The sequence below is a fragment of the Winogradskyella sp. SM1960 genome, assembly GCF_020179375.1.
GTDB lineage: Bacteria > Bacteroidota > Bacteroidia > Flavobacteriales > Flavobacteriaceae > Winogradskyella > Winogradskyella marina.
Window position 1 is genome coordinate 17,437 of sequence record NZ_JAICBG010000003.1, and the last position, 16,388, is coordinate 33,824.

Annotated in this window: 13 protein-coding genes and 1 tRNA gene; 10 read left to right on the forward strand and 4 right to left on the reverse strand. The window is 33.3% G+C overall.

Going from position 1 to position 16,388, the window contains the following annotated elements; translation table 11 throughout:
- Positions 1-640: 640 nt before the first annotated feature.
- Both K1X16_RS18050 and K1X16_RS08940 read left to right on the forward strand, forming a co-directional pair.
- The gene (locus tag K1X16_RS18050) at positions 641-1,813 is read left to right on the forward strand and encodes a LuxR C-terminal-related transcriptional regulator (RefSeq protein ID WP_225035841.1); all 1,173 of its coding nucleotides are present in this window, start codon (positions 641-643) and stop codon (positions 1,811-1,813) included.
- 510 nt (positions 1,814-2,323) lie between these two features.
- Positions 2,324-4,108, forward strand: a complete 1,785-nt coding sequence (locus K1X16_RS08940) for a response regulator (protein WP_225035842.1) — start codon at positions 2,324-2,326, stop codon at positions 4,106-4,108.
- Positions 4,109-4,184: 76 nt separating this feature from the next.
- On the opposite strand, the gene K1X16_RS08945 is transcribed toward K1X16_RS08940, so the two are convergent.
- From K1X16_RS08945 to K1X16_RS08955, 3 genes are all read right to left on the reverse strand, one after another.
- Positions 4,185-4,258, reverse strand: a tRNA-Asn gene (locus K1X16_RS08945).
- A gap of 94 nt (positions 4,259-4,352) precedes the next feature.
- Positions 4,353-5,696 (reverse strand): RIP metalloprotease RseP, encoded by a 1,344-nt coding sequence (gene rseP, locus K1X16_RS08950; RefSeq protein WP_225035843.1) that lies wholly within the window; start codon positions 5,694-5,696, stop codon positions 4,353-4,355.
- A gap of 95 nt (positions 5,697-5,791) precedes the next feature.
- Positions 5,792-7,732 (reverse strand): M1 family aminopeptidase, encoded by a 1,941-nt coding sequence (locus K1X16_RS08955; RefSeq protein WP_225035844.1) that lies wholly within the window; start codon positions 7,730-7,732, stop codon positions 5,792-5,794.
- Positions 7,733-7,817: 85 nt separating this feature from the next.
- Here K1X16_RS08955 and K1X16_RS08960 point away from each other — a divergent pair, with 85 nt between their 5' ends.
- The 4 genes from K1X16_RS08960 (at position 7,818) to K1X16_RS08975 (ending at position 11,087) form a co-directional block, all read left to right on the forward strand.
- The gene (locus K1X16_RS08960) at positions 7,818-8,498 is read left to right on the forward strand and encodes an SCO family protein (protein ID WP_195870191.1); all 681 of its coding nucleotides are present in this window, start codon (positions 7,818-7,820) and stop codon (positions 8,496-8,498) included.
- Between the two features lie 92 nt (positions 8,499-8,590).
- Positions 8,591-8,824 (forward strand): ferrous iron transport protein A, encoded by a 234-nt coding sequence (locus tag K1X16_RS08965; RefSeq protein WP_195870515.1) that lies wholly within the window; start codon positions 8,591-8,593, stop codon positions 8,822-8,824.
- Positions 8,817-10,919 carry a ferrous iron transport protein B gene (gene feoB, locus K1X16_RS08970; RefSeq protein ID WP_195870192.1) on the forward strand — a complete coding sequence of 701 codons (2,103 nt, stop codon included), beginning with the start codon at positions 8,817-8,819 and terminating at the stop codon, positions 10,917-10,919. Before K1X16_RS08965 ends, feoB begins: the two co-directional genes overlap by 8 nt.
- A gap of 27 nt (positions 10,920-10,946) precedes the next feature.
- A complete protein-coding gene (locus K1X16_RS08975; RefSeq protein ID WP_195870193.1) occupies positions 10,947-11,087 on the forward strand; it encodes a FeoB-associated Cys-rich membrane protein in 141 nt (46 codons plus the stop codon).
- A 41-nt stretch (positions 11,088-11,128) separates the two neighbouring features.
- Here the strand turns inward: K1X16_RS08975 and K1X16_RS08980 are convergent, their stop codons facing one another.
- Entirely contained in the window at positions 11,129-11,782 is a 654-nt protein-coding gene (locus K1X16_RS08980; protein WP_225035845.1) for a metal-dependent transcriptional regulator, read from the reverse strand.
- Between the two features lie 103 nt (positions 11,783-11,885).
- Here K1X16_RS08980 and K1X16_RS08985 point away from each other — a divergent pair, with 103 nt between their 5' ends.
- The 4 genes from K1X16_RS08985 (at position 11,886) to K1X16_RS09000 (ending at position 16,367) form a co-directional block, all read left to right on the forward strand.
- A complete protein-coding gene (locus tag K1X16_RS08985) occupies positions 11,886-14,240 on the forward strand; it encodes a TonB-dependent receptor (RefSeq protein ID WP_225035846.1) in 2,355 nt (784 codons plus the stop codon).
- A gap of 11 nt (positions 14,241-14,251) precedes the next feature.
- Complete coding sequence (locus tag K1X16_RS08990) at positions 14,252-14,722, forward strand: thioredoxin family protein (protein ID WP_195870196.1); 471 nt, start codon at positions 14,252-14,254, stop codon at positions 14,720-14,722.
- A gap of 148 nt (positions 14,723-14,870) precedes the next feature.
- Positions 14,871-15,314 carry a tetratricopeptide repeat protein gene (locus K1X16_RS08995; protein ID WP_195870197.1) on the forward strand — a complete coding sequence of 148 codons (444 nt, stop codon included), beginning with the start codon at positions 14,871-14,873 and terminating at the stop codon, positions 15,312-15,314.
- Positions 15,315-15,455: 141 nt separating this feature from the next.
- Positions 15,456-16,367: a metal ABC transporter solute-binding protein, Zn/Mn family gene (locus tag K1X16_RS09000; protein WP_225035847.1), complete on the forward strand. Its 912-nt coding sequence runs from the start codon at positions 15,456-15,458 to the stop codon at positions 16,365-16,367.
- The last annotated feature ends 21 nt before the right edge of the window (positions 16,368-16,388 follow it).

Sequence of the window (16,388 nt, forward strand, 5' to 3'; positions counted from 1 at the left end):
GCAATCACTACTTTGATGTTGTCACACCTAATAATGATTGCAAGATAAATACACCCTAATTAATCCCCTAAAAAGTATCTATCAATTTATCTTATTTAGAGTATTTCGTACAAATTACGATCACGAAATTTCTAATATGAGTATCCATAATTCAGTCTCCTTTGACATCTCAGCAATTTACTACCACATAGATGTATCTATAAAATAGGTACGTAAATGACCTCAACCTGTAAACTTAATGGCCGTCTTATTATTTTTTTTGGCGAGATCAAAAGTCCATAACACTCGTAAAATTTCCTAAAATTAACGAGGTAGTAAAAGGGTAGTTTTGAAAAAAAACCAGCCCTCAATAACCACTACCCACTAGGTAGTAGAACATTAAAATACTGTATATCTGACACTTATTCATTAGCTGTTTCTTTTTAAAAAGTGAACGGTTTTAGCTTTAAAAATTATGGTGTCAAAATTTTAATATTAGAATTACTTATAAGAGCTAAATAAAAAACAACACATCCGTTATTAGCCCATCCATTTTGTAGGTATAAGATGACGTAATTTTATGAATAGGTTATATCTTTGCAGCTCATCCCCAAGATAATTAACCCATTTGATACGTTATATTTTATTAATATTTTCGTTCGTGTTATTTCCTATTCAAAGCGGAAATAGTCAAAATAAGTTTCAGGACGACCAATATCATTTAGCGGAAGAAGAACTTACAGCAGAGGATCAACGCATTCTTAAATGTGAGCATATTATCTATAATCCGGAGTCTTCAAATAAAGACATCTACAACGCATATTTAGAAAAGTATATTATATATAAAGGCTTATTTAACTACACGCAAGCCATAGAGAATCTAGAGCTAGCTCGAAATGTAGGATTATTAACCAACGACAAAGAAAAGGTTGAAACACGATACAAAGTTGAACGCTTGTTAGTACACTTTGATTTACTTGAATTTGACAAGGTTATTGAGATGATGCCAACAATTTCTGAAAGCAACATAAAATATCTCGATGTAGAAACCCAAGGCTTTTACTACTCCGCTTTAGCTTATATGGATATTCGCCAGGAAAACTATGTGGAAGGCGACCAATATTTAAACAAAGCTTTAAAAATTTTAGAAAAAGGTGCTCCAAAACACCTACCGTTAGTATACAGAAAAAAAATAAGCCTCTACAAAAAACAAGGATTACACGATAAGGTTATTGAAAGTTTTGACAAGGGTCTGTATTATGCCGAAAAGTATAAAGTAGATATCTATATCATTGCGATGTACGATGACATTTCTTTTTATTATTCTGAGATAGGTGATTTTGAAAAAGCCCTTGAAGCGACACGTGAAGTCGGAAAATTAGCAACTAAATTTAACGGCAACAATAAAAGCGGAAGGCTTCAACTATTAGAAAAAAAATTACTAGAACAACGTCGTAATCGTGAAAATGAAAATCAAAATAAAATTCGAAAGATTTATGGCGTGCTCATCACTACACTTGTCATTACTTTGTCCTTACTCTTTTATTTTTATAGCATCGCAAAACGCAAGCGAAAAATTGCTGAATTAGAAATTAACAGCATTCGCAGCGATTTAGAACGGGTAACCCAAGAGTTGAATGAATCTGGACAGAATAAAATAAATCTAAACAACTACGACTTAACCGATCGGCAAAATCAGATCATTGCATTGGTAAAACAAGGCAAAACAAATAAGGAAATTGGAGCAGATTTATTTATTTCAGAAAACACTGTAAAGTATCACCTAAAAATTATTTACGATATTTTAAAAATAGGAAGTCGTACAGATCTTTAGGTTTTCCTACCTAAAGATGAACACATCCATTGTCAGTACTATAAATACTAAACCAGATACCGTAACAATTTATGATTTTAAAAAATTTTAATAAACAGATGTAAAAGCATAAAAATACTGCCTTTAAAAAGCAGCTAAAAAAAAACGACTCTATGATGACTTAAAAAATTATGAATCAAAACTTTAGATATTTATTAGAGTCCAATTATTTTAATACTTATATTAGTTGAAAAATACTGAGTTTAAATGATGCCATCGTTTGCAAAAAAAGAACTTGCATTTTCTTTTTTTTCTTTTATTATCCTCAACGTAATTATTCTAGCCATTTGGAGTATATCTATCAACGTTCAAAAGTTAGCTTTAAAAAATCAGGTTCAAATTACGGGAGAGATTTTAACTTAAAAATTCAATTCTATTGTAAATCGTGACATTCAGCGCTTAGAAAACCTAAAACATCGTTTAGAAAAAACCGATGGCCGATATTTTGAATACTGGGAGCATGATGCCGAAATGATTTTAGAACAAAATCAGTCCTTTAAATTTATTGAATGGATTGATAGTTCCATGATTATTAGAAAAATAAATCCACTTAAAGGTAATGAACCCGTTATCGGATTAGACATTTCTAAAATAGAGTATCGAAAAGATGAATGGCTAAAACACAGCAAAGATAGTTCTACCAACATAACCCCTTGGGCAAAACTCACGCAAGGAGGAGATGCTTTTTTAGTGGATGTTCCTGTCTTTTTTAAGGACAAATTTCAAGGAACTATCACAGCCGGAATGGATTTTGAGAAAAATCTAGACGACTTCGCTTATAATATGCAAGATTATGGTATTCAAATTACAGACGGTAAAGGCTCTGTATTTTACAATCACAATACAGTTTTAGAAGATAATTTAACTTTAGATTACCACTATTCTAGTACACTTACTATAGACCAGCTAGATATGCAGGTATGGGATATAACAGTAACACCAACATCATCGAGTTTTTTTTTAGATAAGAGCACTTCCTTATTAAACATGCTCTATTTTGGTATTGTTTTATCAACACTAATGAGCCTTATTATTTATTTCTACTTAATAGCAAAAAAAGAAGCCAAACGCACTATTGCTATTAATGAAGAATTAACAAAAACTAATAAAAAACTCTACAAGGAACGAAATAGAGCAGAAAAAGCATCACAAGCTAAAACTGCATTTTTATCCAATATGAGTCATGAAATACGCACGCCTTTAAACGCTATTCTAGGTTTTATACAATTATTAAAACACAACAATCTGAAGGACACCAATCAAGCCTATTTAGACTTAATGGATAAGTCGTCTAAAAACTTGCTCGCTTTAGTGGATGATGTTTTAGACATTGATAAAATTGAATCTCAAGAAACAAAACTCAATAATGTCTCCTTCAAACCTTCAGAGGAATTAAAAGCTATTGTCAGTCAGTATGCTTCTGATTATAAAGAAAAGAATTTGTACTTAAATTTAGAGTTTAGCGCTTATCAAAATACGACCGTAATTGGAGATGAAGGAAAATATAACCAAATCATAATAAACCTCTTAAAAAACGCCTTAAAATTCACAGGCACAGGTGGCGTTCATATTCGTTATAAAGAACATCTCGATAACAAAATATTAAAGGTTTGTATTAACATTAAAGACACAGGAATTGGCATTCCGAAAGAAAACTTGTCACGCATTTTTGAGCGCTTTACGCAAATAGATTTTGGATTAAAGAAAAAACATTCTGGAAGTGGCTTAGGACTTTATATAAGCAAAAGTCTTGCAAAACTTATGGGTGGAAACATCACTGTAGAAAGTGAATTAGAAGTTGGGAGTGAATTTATCTTTAAAATTCCTTTTCCTATTTCTGAAACAATCAAAGAAAACGAGGTATCACTTAACCTTAGTACTGAAGTACTAGAACGCATTAAAGTTTTAATTGTTGATGATAATAAGATTAATAGACTAGTTCTCACAAAAATTTTAGAGCAATTAGGAATTACACCCGATGAGGCTAATAATGGTGAGGAAGCCATAGACAAAGCCACACACAATGATTACCAATTAATTTTAATGGACATTCATATGCCAGTAATAAATGGTTATGAAGCAACAAAAAAGATTCGCAACACAAATAAAGATATATTAATCATAGGTTTATCTGCCAATGTAACTAAGGAAGCAATCAGTCAGTCTTTAAATGTTGGTATGAATGACTATTTAACAAAACCGTTATCTAAACAAAAGCTGATTACATTATTAAATCATTATTTTTCAAAACGCTGAAAACGGTAATTATATAAATTCAAAAAACATAACCTATAAAACACAAAAAAGCCACTATTTCTAGTGGCTTTGTTTGCTCCTCTTCTAAGACTCGAACTTAGGACCCTCTGATTAACAGTCAGATGCTCTAACCAACTGAGCTAAAGAGGAAGGTTATTTTTCGCGTTAGCGAGCGCAAATATATATACTATTTTCATTTCTACAAAACGAAATATTATTTTTTTTGTTAAAATCTAAAAAACAATCAATTTGTCATGGCTTTAAAAATATCATTACCATTGGCAAACAGCACTAAAGCGATTAAAATAAAGAATCCAATAACTTGTGCACGCTCTAAAAACTTTTCGCTTGGCTTACGTCCCGAAATCATTTCATACAATAAAAACACAACGTGTCCGCCATCTAATGCCGGAATAGGCAATAAGTTTAATATCGCTAACATTATAGATAAAAAGGCTGTTAAACTCCAGAAGTCTTGCCATATCCATTGGTCAGGGAACACATCGAAAATAGCTTTAAAGCCACCAACGCCTTTGTAAGCTCCTGTACTCGGTGTAAAGATTTTTCCTAATTGATCGAAGTAACCAGAAACTTGCTCACTAAACTTATCTACTCCACCTCCAAAACTTTCTAAAAACGTATAATCCTTATGAATAATATTAAAATAACCTAACTCTGCAAATCTTGAGTTATGTGATGCAGGGAAAATTCCAACTTTACCAATGGCATCAATCTTTAGGTCTCTATTTATTTTTTCGTCATCTCTCAAAAATGTAGCGTTTACAGACTGATTTTTATAGTCATCTAATCGCGATTCTACCTGATCAAAATAACGTAATTCACGTCCATTAACAGACAACAGAATATCTCCTTCTTTTAAGTCTGCACCAGCATTTACTGATGAATCTGGTACACTTCCAACCATAAACGGAATTCTTAACTTAAAGGTTCCATTTTTTCGTTCTGCTGAGGATAGCTGACCTAAGAAATCTTTTGGGAGTACAATTTCTTTCTGTTTACCATCTCTTTCAATAGAATACTTTTCTCCATTTACTAAGTTTTTTCTAACGTCGTAATAGGTATCAACTTTTTCGTCGTTAATTGCTAATATTTTATCTCCATTTTTAAAACCGACATCTAAAAGCAGTTTATTCTCTATCCAGAAACCGTCTTTCATACTGTCCGTAGTTACATCGGTATCTCCATAAGTAAATGAAATAGCGACGTAAATAAAGTAGGCCAAGATAAAGTTCACTGTAACACCACCAAGCATAATTATTAAACGTTGCCATGCTGGTTTAGAGCGAAACTCCCATGGTTGTGGTGGTTGTGCCATGGCTTCCTTATCCATGCTCTCGTCAATCATTCCCGCAATCTTTACGTAACCTCCAAGCGGTAACCAACCAATACCATATACAGTATCTCCTATTTTCTTTTTGAAAAGTGAAAACTTCACATCAAAAAAGAGGTAAAATTTTTCGACTTTGGTCTTAAAAAGTTTTGCAGGTATAAAGTGTCCAAGCTCGTGCAGTACAATAAGCAAAGATAAACTGAGTAAAAATTGAGATATTTTTATAACAAATTCCATGTAATTATTTTCAAATTTCGATTTGCAAAAGTAAGATATTTATATCAAACACATATTTAAATAAACCTTAGCATTCAGTTAAAAGGCTAACGTTTCTAATTTTTTATAATTCTTCTATTAATGATATTGTCTTTTGTTTGAATTTGCACGAACAATACACCTGATGCTAAGGATTTTAAATCCACTTCAGTTGCCCAACCTTGTTGCAGCAATAATTGGCCTAAACTATTGTAAATTTTAATCGTTTCAATCGTTATATGTTCGGGTTTTTCAATGTGTATAGAAGACGATGTAGGATTGGGATATATAGTAATACCTGTATTAAAATCTAAATCTGAGGTTCCTAAAGTTACGGCATTATTTTTTGAAATTAAATGATAATCCGGATCAAATAACACCTCTTGAACCGTGAAATTTACAGTTTCAAAAAATTCCTCATTATTAACAGTATGGTCTAAAACCACATCTAAAGTTTCACCTAAAGTTCCTAAAATCCGAATAGGTACGCCAGCTTCAAAAAACGAAACAGATGAATGGCTCTGCGTTTGCGAAAGTGTTAATTGCAATTGATTAGCATCCTGATTCCAATTTACCGAATAACTTGGATAGCCTTGATTATAAATCCAATCGTTAAAGAATTCATCTAAATTTTGACCTGTAGACAATTCCATAACATCAATAAAATCTTGGGTTTTAGCATAATCGAAAGCTAATTCTGGTGCGCTTAGATAGTCTTGTAATCCTTGATAAAAATCAGTATCACCAAGTTTTCGACGCAATTGATGTAGCACCATCGCTCCTTTATTATAACTTAGTCGACTACTAAAAATCCTGCTAACACTTGTAGTATCTTGATCTGTAAGATATACAGCGCCATCTGGCTGCGACGTAATATTACTTACCGTCTGCTGTCTCCATGTTTTAAAACTTGCCTCACCATCCATATCTTCTATAACCAAACCCGCTAAATAGGTTGCAAAACCTTCATTTAACCAAATATCTTTCCAACTGCCACAGGTAATTTTATTCCCAAACCATTGATGTGCTAACTCGTGTGCAATAAGTCCTCTAGTAAAAGAACCCATAAACGAAACAGTAGTGTGCTCCATACCTCCTCCCCAACTAAATTGCGCATGGCCATATTTTTCGTCTGCAAACGGATAGTCTTCAAATAAATCTATAAAAAGGTTCATAATATCAACGGTAACGCCTGTATTTGACTGTGCGTAAGCTAAATTTTCTGGGTACACATAATTTACAATATCAAAAGGGTTTCCATTATTAGTCACTTCATGCGAATACACATCATAATTTGTTACTGCGATAGCAATTAAATACGCCGGAATTGGATGTCTATGTTTAAAATGAGTTGTTTTCTGTCCGCCTACAACGTTTTGGCTCTGTTCTAAACCATTAGATACTGCTACATATGTTTTATTCGATGGATTTAATTCTGGTGTGGTAATGTAAACATCAATAGAATCTATTTTATCAATTAAATCTTGTTTACATGGCCACCAACCCTTGGCACCATAAGGCTCAGAAAGTGTCCATATAATAGGATCATTATCTCCACCATGAGTCGTTTGTTCAAAAGACCCAAAACCAGAACTTATAGGATTCCCAGTATAACTGACGGTTAAGGAATCTAATACTCCTTGCGACTGTGTTATTGGTAAGGTAATTACCAATTCGTCATTAGTATTTTGAAGATAACTTAAACTTGTACCACGTTGTAAAACTTGTGAAACCGTCATATTATCAGCCAAATCAAACGTAATTTCTGTCATGTCTTCTTTGGCTTCAAAATAAGTAGTAATATCACCCGAAATTTCAACAATAGAAGGATCTACATTCAATTCTAGTCGGTGATATTTTACATCGTAATTACCTGTATTAGCATTCTGATTATTCATCATTTGACGTAGCGCTGTTTCAGCTTCAGAATTACGAATTGCGTTTAAAGTTTCACTATAATCTTGAGCATGTAATTGCACAGCACAGATTACGGTTATACATGCCAATAATTGTTTCATAACGATTCCTTTTAATGTTAAAAATAAAGCTTTTATTGAGATTCAATCGTATTTTTGTATTTCAACTTAATTATAAATATTTATAATGTCATTTCTTTCTTTTTTTAAAGGGTATAAAAAATTCGGAATATTCTTCGCTATTCTTTGTGTAGTCATCCTGACTATAATTTATAATGTTTTAAACGTTAAGCAACCATTAGCAGTGTATCAACCTGGAATGGTAAGTGAAGAATTAGTAGATAGCGCTATTCAATATCAATTAAAATACCATAAAATAGCTGATTTCAGTTTAACCAATCAAAACGGTGAAATAGTAACGCAAAATAATTATAAGGATAAAATTTATGTTGCAGATTTCTTTTTCACTACGTGCCAAACTATTTGTCCAATAATGACAGATCACATGGTAAAAATACAAAATGAAATTATTAATGATGACGAGGTAATGCTATTATCACATTCTGTAACCCCAAAAATCGATAGTGTTGCTCAATTAAAAAAATACGCTAAAGAAAAAGGCGTTATTGATAGAAAATGGAATTTAGTAACAGGCGATAAAAAGCAAATTTATGAACTCGCTAGGAAAAGTTATTTAGCAGTTAAGACCGATGGTAATGGCGATGCCTATGATATGATTCATACAGAAAACTTTATGTTAATTGATAAAAAACGTCAAATTAGAGGCTTTTACGATGGTACAAATCCAGAAGATATTGACCAATTATTAGAGGATATTGAAACCCTAAAATATTTTGGCGGTTCTTAGAAAATCATCCTACTTTCAAATATTCATCGACTAGCTTTATACACTAAAAAAAATCACTTACTTTTGCTTCTTTAAAATTAATCTAAATAAGAATAAGGTTGACTTTAGCTGATTTAAAACGCGGACAACAAGGTATAATTACAGATGTATCATCTATACACATACCATTAAAGCTTCTCGAAATGGGTTGTTTACCTGGTAATTTGGTAGAACTTGTTCAGGTTGCACCTTTTGCAGACCCCATGTATCTTAATATTAATGGTAGTCATTTAGCTATTAGAAAAGAAACCGCTATTCATATTTTAATTGAAACTACAAATGAGTAAGCAAATCAATGTAGCCTTAATTGGGAATCCAAACACTGGAAAAACATCTGTTTTTAATGCGCTTACTGGATTAAACCAAAAAGTTGGAAACTATCCTGGAATTACAGTCGAAAAGAAAGAAGGCATTTGCAAATTGCCACGTGGTGTTAAAGCACATATCATAGATTTACCAGGAACGTATAGCTTAAACGCCTCTTCTTTAGATGAAAATGTAGTTATAGAATTGCTTCTCAATAAAAATGATAAAGATTATCCTGATGTTGCTGTTGTTGTAAGTGATGTTGAAAACTTAAAGCGAAATCTGTTACTATTCACTCAGATTAAAGACTTACAAATTCCTACAATTTTAGTTATTAATATGTCTGATAGAATGGCATACAAGGGCATTTCGTTAGATATCGAATATTTAGAAAAAGAATTAAACACTAAAATTGCCTTAATAAGTACTCGGAAAAACAAAGGTATTCAAGAGCTTAAAGAGTTAATTACACACTATAAAGAGCTTTCTTCAGAACCTTGTTTAAACGCGTCTACTATTGATAAATCGTATTTTGACAACTTACGTAAAGCATTTCCTAATCAATTGTTGTACAAGCTTTGGTTAGTGATTACCCAAGATGTCAACTTCGGAAAAACAGACCGAAAAACCATTGAAGCTGTTGAAGACTTTAAAACCAAATCTAATGCAGACTTAAAACGACTGCAACAAAAAGAAACCATAAAACGGTATCAATTTATAAATGAAACCTTAAAAAAAGGGCAAACTATTGACCTAAATTCGGCTAAAGATTTACGAATAAAACTAGACCGTATTTTAACGCATAAAGTTTGGGGTTATTTAATTTTTGGAGTCATTTTATTATTAATTTTTCAAGCCATTTACGATTGGTCTAGTGTACCCATGGATTTTATTGATAGTTCTTTTGCCTCCTTAAGCGAATGGACTAAAAACACTTTGCCAGAAGGTGCTTTTACCAACCTATTAGCAGAAGGTATAATTTCTGGGCTTGGTGGTATCGTTATTTTTATTCCACAGATTGCGTTTTTATTTCTGTTTATTTCTATTCTAGAAGAAAGCGGCTATATGAGTCGTGTGGTCTTTTTAATGGACCGCATTATGCGACGGTTTGGTTTGAGTGGAAAAAGTGTAGTGCCTTTAATTTCGGGTACTGCCTGTGCCATTCCTGCGATTATGGCAACACGTAATATTGAAAGTTGGAAAGAACGCTTAATCACCATTCTAGTCACTCCATTCACTACGTGTTCGGCTAGATTACCTGTTTACCTTATCATCATTGCGTTGGTTATTCCTGAGGGTCGTTTTTTAGGGTTTATAAGCTACCAAGCACTAACTTTAATGTTGTTATATCTTATTGGTTTTGGTGCTGCCGTTGGCTCTGCGTGGATCTTAAACAAGATCATGAATTTTAAAAGTAAGAGTTTCTTCGTTGTAGAAATGCCAAACTATAAATTGCCTTTATTTAAAAACGTAGCATTAACGGTTATAGAAAAAACAAAAGCATTTGTCTTTGGTGCTGGTAAAATTATATTAGCAATTTCAATTATACTTTGGTTTTTAGCATCTTATGGCCCAGGTGACAACTTTAATAAAGCCGAAAGCATTGTAACTGAAAAATTTGCTTCCGAAAACTTATCTGAAGACGAATTACATCAAAAAATAGAATCTCACAAACTAGAACATTCCTTTATTGGTATTGCAGGTCATGCGATTGAACCAGCCATTAGACCTTTAGGTTACGATTGGAAAATTGGTATAGCCATAGTGAGTTCTTTTGCTGCACGTGAAGTGTTTGTTGGTACACTAGCCACCATTTACAGTGTGGGTAGTGACGAAGAAGAAACCATTAAAAATAGAATGGCTGGCGAAGTCAACCCAATTCTTGGTGGTCCTTTGTTTAACTTTGCTTCTGGTATTTCGTTGCTGTTATTTTATGCCTTTGCGATGCAATGTATGAGTACACTTGCGATTGTAAAAAAAGAAACTAACTCATGGAAATGGCCAATGTATCAATTAGTAATTATGAGTGCTTTTGCTTATATTGTAGCATTGGTGGCTTATCAAATTTTGATATAGACCTAGCAGGTTTTAAATTATGTATATATGAATACCATTATTCAAAACATATTAGTCTTTACAGCATTGGCATTGGCCGTACTATTCTTAATTCGAAAGTTTTTTTGGTCGCCTAAGAAAAAGTCGTCAAAAGCTTGTGGTGGAGATGATGGCTGTGGTTGTCACTAAAAAGGACGCAGTGCCATGCTCTATTTAAGCGACTGTATTATCTAGATCTTCTTCAAATACAGATTTTTAGCGACACTTTGAGACACTACAATTTCAGTATCGCCCAAAGCTAACTTTAGAGAATTATCAAATGGCTCTTTGTGTATCACTTTAATTATAGTACCAAGCCCAATATTATTACTATCTAAATATTTTAAAAATTTTGAAGATGTATCATCCACTCCAATACATTTATAGGTCGCACCAACTTCACTTTTAGCTAAAACAATTTTTTCAATATAGGTAAATTTACCTTCCTTATCTGGTATAGGATCACCATGAGGATCGTAAGTAGGATGCCCTAAAAACGCATCTAATTCGTCAACCAACTTATCGGAATTAATGTGCTCTAAATGCTCAGCAACTTCATGAACCTCATCCCAAGAAAAATTTAATTTTTCAACTAAAAACACCTCCCATAGTCGATGACGTCTAATCACTTTTACCGCACAAATTCGACCAGCTTCAGAAAGGGTAGCTCCCTGATAAGGAATATGCGTTAACATGTTTTTATCAGCTAATTTCTTTACCATGTCAGTAGCCGACGATGCCTTGGTATTCATTTCCTCAGCTAAGGCATTTGTAGATACACCATTTTTAAATTGCTGTTCTAAATGATAAATCGCTTTTAGGTAATTTTCTTCTGCTAAAGTCACAAGTTTTTAATTTACACAAAGATATATTTTTTTTATTAAAAACATATTTTTAGCTTTGCCTAAAATTTTAATTATATAACGCTAAATAAAAAATTACAACTACATGAAATACTTTACCCTCATAAGCTTATTTATGGTCACTTTAGTTTCTGCACAAGATGATAAAACAACAATTTCTGGTCAGATAACAACTGAAGGAGTACCAGTTCCCTACGCTAGTATTTATGTTAAAAATGGCACTCAAGGAACCGATGCCGACGAAAACGGTAACTACAAAATGACCATTAAGTCTGGAGACTTAACATTAGTAGTTAAATCTCAAGGTTACCGTACACAAGAAAAACAAATTACCTTAGTTGCAGGTACTGACCAAAACATCAATTTTGAATTAACGGAAGATGTTCTCGGTTTAGACCAAGTTGTAGTTAGTGCCACAAGAAATCGCATCAGTAAGAAAGAAGCTCCTGTGATAGTTAAGGTGTTAGGTCCTAAACTTTTTAATGCCACACAATCAGCAAATTTAGCAGACGGTTTAGGTTACCAACCTGGTGTACGTTTAGAAACCAATTGCCAAAACTGTGGTTTTACACAAGTGCGTATGAACGGTCTAGAAGGACAGTACACACAAATCCTAGTGAACAGTCGCCCTGTATTTAGCGCCCTCAATGGCGTGTATGGTTTAGAGCAAATTCCTGTTAGTATGATAGATCGCGTAGAGGTTGTCCGTAGTGGTGGCTCTGCATTATTTGGCTCAAATGCTATTGCAGGTACGGTTAATGTTATTACGAAAGAACCTGTAAATGACAGCTGGGAAATCAACTCTTCTTTAGCATTAATAGATGGCGAAACTGCAGACAGAAGCGTTAATATCAACGGTTCTGTGGTGAGTGAAGATTTAACGAGTGGTGTAACTGTATATGGTATTTTACGTAGTCGTGATGCTTATGATGCCAACGGAGATGGTTTTAGTGAAATCACCGAATTAACCAATAACTCGTTAGGAATGAAAACCTTTTTAAAACCTAATGACAACAGTAAAATTGGTTTAGATTTTTCGGCTATACACGAATATAGACGTGGTGGCGACAAATTAGAATTATCACCGCAATTTACAGATGTTACAGAAGAGCTTGAGCACAACACTGTTTTTTCAGGTATAGATTACGAACTTTTTAATGATGAGCGTACACAAAATTTAAGCGTTTACTCATCTATACAATATACGGATAGAGGTAGTTATTACGGCGGACTTGGTGGCGGAAGAACCGCAGAAGATTCTATCGCAGCAAATAACGCCTTTGGAAACACTAAAGATATAGCCTTTGTTGCTGGCGCTAAATACAACCATACGTTTGGTAACAATGATGTGATCACCACTGGAGTAGAATATCAATTAAACGACACTGATGATGCTATTATTGGCTATAATCGTCTTGTGGACCAAAAAGTAAATAGCCTTGGAGTTTACGGCCAATACGAATGGAAACCTACAGATAAATTTTCTGCACTTCTTGGAGCACGTTTAGACCATGTCAACGTAGATGGGTATTACACCATTGAAGCTATTGAAAGTACTTCAGATGTTTCAGAAACGGTTATCAGTCCAAGACTTACTATCCTTTACAACTTTACAGATGCGCTTCAATTTAGAGGTGGTTACGCTCGTGGATTTAGAGCACCTCAAGCATTTAATGAAGATCTTCATATTTCTTCAGTTGGTGGTGAACAACGTTTCGTCATATTATCAAACGAACTAGAAAGTGAGTATTCAAATGCCTATACAGCTTCATTTGATTATTCAAAAGATTTCAATAAAACACAAACCAACGTATTAGTTGAAGGCTTCTATACCACATTAGAAAACCCATTTACTATTGTAAGTACAGGTGCTTCTTTATCTAACGGTTCTATTTTAGAAGAAACTAGAAATGGCGCTGGAGCTTATGTTACAGGAGCAAATATTGAATTGAGTGTGTCACCAAGTTCAGAATTGTTTTTCCAAGCAGGTGTTACGTTACAAAAATCAATTTATAAAGAAGATCAAGTACTGTTTGAAGCCGATGGCAGCATTCCTGGAGAACAAGATGTTGTTCTTGATGAATTTGTAAGATCACCTAATACCTATGGATTTCTAACTACTAATTGGCAAATGAGCGAATCGCTTAAATTAGATGTCACAGGAAATTATACAGGGTCAATGATTGTACCGCTTGTAGTAAGTGATTCTGGGTTTGTAACCTTAAATGATACCGAATCGTTTTTTGATATGACCACGAAACTAACCTATCATTTTGATCCCATCGATAATTTTCATGTAGAATTAAGTGGCGGTGTTCAAAATCTGTTTGACAGCTACCAAAGTGATTTTGATAGTGGTGCAGGAAGAGATTCAACTTATATCTACGGACCTAACCGACCAAGAACATTTTTTATCGGACTTAGATTTGGCGACTTTTAAAACCCGTTAGTATGAAACATGCGTTTTTAACATTAGTATTCTTCCTTATTTCTCAGATGGTATTATCTCAGGATAAAACAGAAATTCAGTGGAAAACATGGACAGAACTAGAAAAAGCAATTGAGCAAGAACCAAAACCAGTATTCATTTATTTTAATGCTGAATGGTGTGTCTATTGTAAAAAATTAGATCGCGAAGTCTTTACAAAGACCGCGGTTATAAAACAGATAAACCGTGATTACTACGCCTTAAAAATGGATGTTGAATCCTTAGAAACTATTGTTTTTGATGGCGTCACCTTCACCAACAAACAAGCGAAAACAAAACGCAATGGCATACACGAGTTGCCATTGCTTTTAGCATCTCAAGATGGTGAACAAGTAACACTGCCTGCAACTTTAATCTATAATAAAGATTTCGGTATAGAACAACAGGTTTACAATTATTATACCTCTAAGCAATTATTAAATATGCTTAATTAAACCTATCAATGCTACGTTAAACAGTGGCATTAACAGCATAGTAACCAAGTAACTGTTACTATTTTTTTTCATATTCTAAGAGTTAGACAGTACCGCTTTTTTTAATCAAAAAGCGGTTTAGCTGTCTATCAATTAAAACATATTACTCATGAGCGACATTTCCCTCAACGATATTGAAAATTACTGGAAGACTAAAACAAAAACTTCTAATAAACTCTTTGAAGAAAAACAATTCAAAAAAGCATTAATAGGCTATAAAAATGCGCTATACAGGTCTGAAATTTTAAATAACCACCCATCAAACTGTAAAAAACTAAAAATTCCCTTTACTCAAATATATCTCATATCCTGTAATAACCTTGTAAACACTTACAAAGCATTAGGGAATCTATTAGAAGCCGAAAACATCTTAAAACGAAAAGTCATTTTTCTATTACATTTTAAAAACTCAAAATATACAGATAATGACATACTAGAATCAGAGTTGAGACGAGCTTCTATAGCCTACTTTAATTTTGTAGAACAACTAGACCCATCTAAAAATAAGCAAACGCAATTCTATAAAACACTACGCTCTAAAATTATGCCCTAAAAATAATATGAGAGTATAAGACCATAAATATCCAAACGCTATTAATTCCGATTTATCTGCATTTTAATTTTTTGAAATTGCTTCTAAAGTTAATCTCAAGTATCTCTATTTTTAGTACTTTCGCAATAAATATTTAGATGTATGAAAAAAATAATTTTCCTATTAGCTATCACATTCACTTTCACAGCTTGTAAAGACACACCTAAAGCAAATGGAAAACTAAATATAGTAACTACAACAACCATGATTACAGATTTGGTACAGAATATTGGAGGAGATGTAGTTAATATTCAAGGCTTAATGGGAAGTGGTGTAGATCCACACTTATATAAAGCAAGTGCTGGCGATGTTACTAAATTGGTGGATGCAGATGTTATTTTTTACAATGGTTTACACTTAGAAGGTAAATTAGTTGAGGTGTTTGAAAAAATGGGAGATCAGGCTAAAACACCTATTGCATTAGCAGACGAGCTCGATAAAAGCACACTTATAGGCTCAGATTATTTTGCTTCAAATTACGATCCACATGTCTGGTTTAATATTGAATACTACAAACAATTTGCAGAAAAGGTCAGCTCTATTTTAACTCAAAAAAAACCCGATTATGCGACAACTTTTGAAGACAACAAAAAAGCCTACATTGTTAAACTTGAAGAACTTCAAAATAGGATAATACGGATAATTGAATCACTTCCAAAGGAAAAAAGAGTTCTAGTTACCGCACATGATGCGTTTAATTATTTCGGAAAATCTTATGGATTCGAAGTGGTCGGTTTACAAGGGTTATCTACAGCTACTGAAGCAGGAGTGCAAGACGTTCAAAAATTAGCCGCATTTATTATTGAGAAAAATATCAAAGCGATATTTATAGAAAGCTCAGTACCCAAACGAACCATCGAAGCGTTACAAGCTGCGGTAAATTCGAAAGGTCACGATGTAAAAATTGGCGGTACCTTATACTCCGATGCACTTGGAAACGCTGGCACAGTAGAAGGTACCTATATTGGAATGTTTGAATATAATGTGAATACTATAGTGAATGCCTTGAAATAAAATTCCTGCGAACGCAGGAAT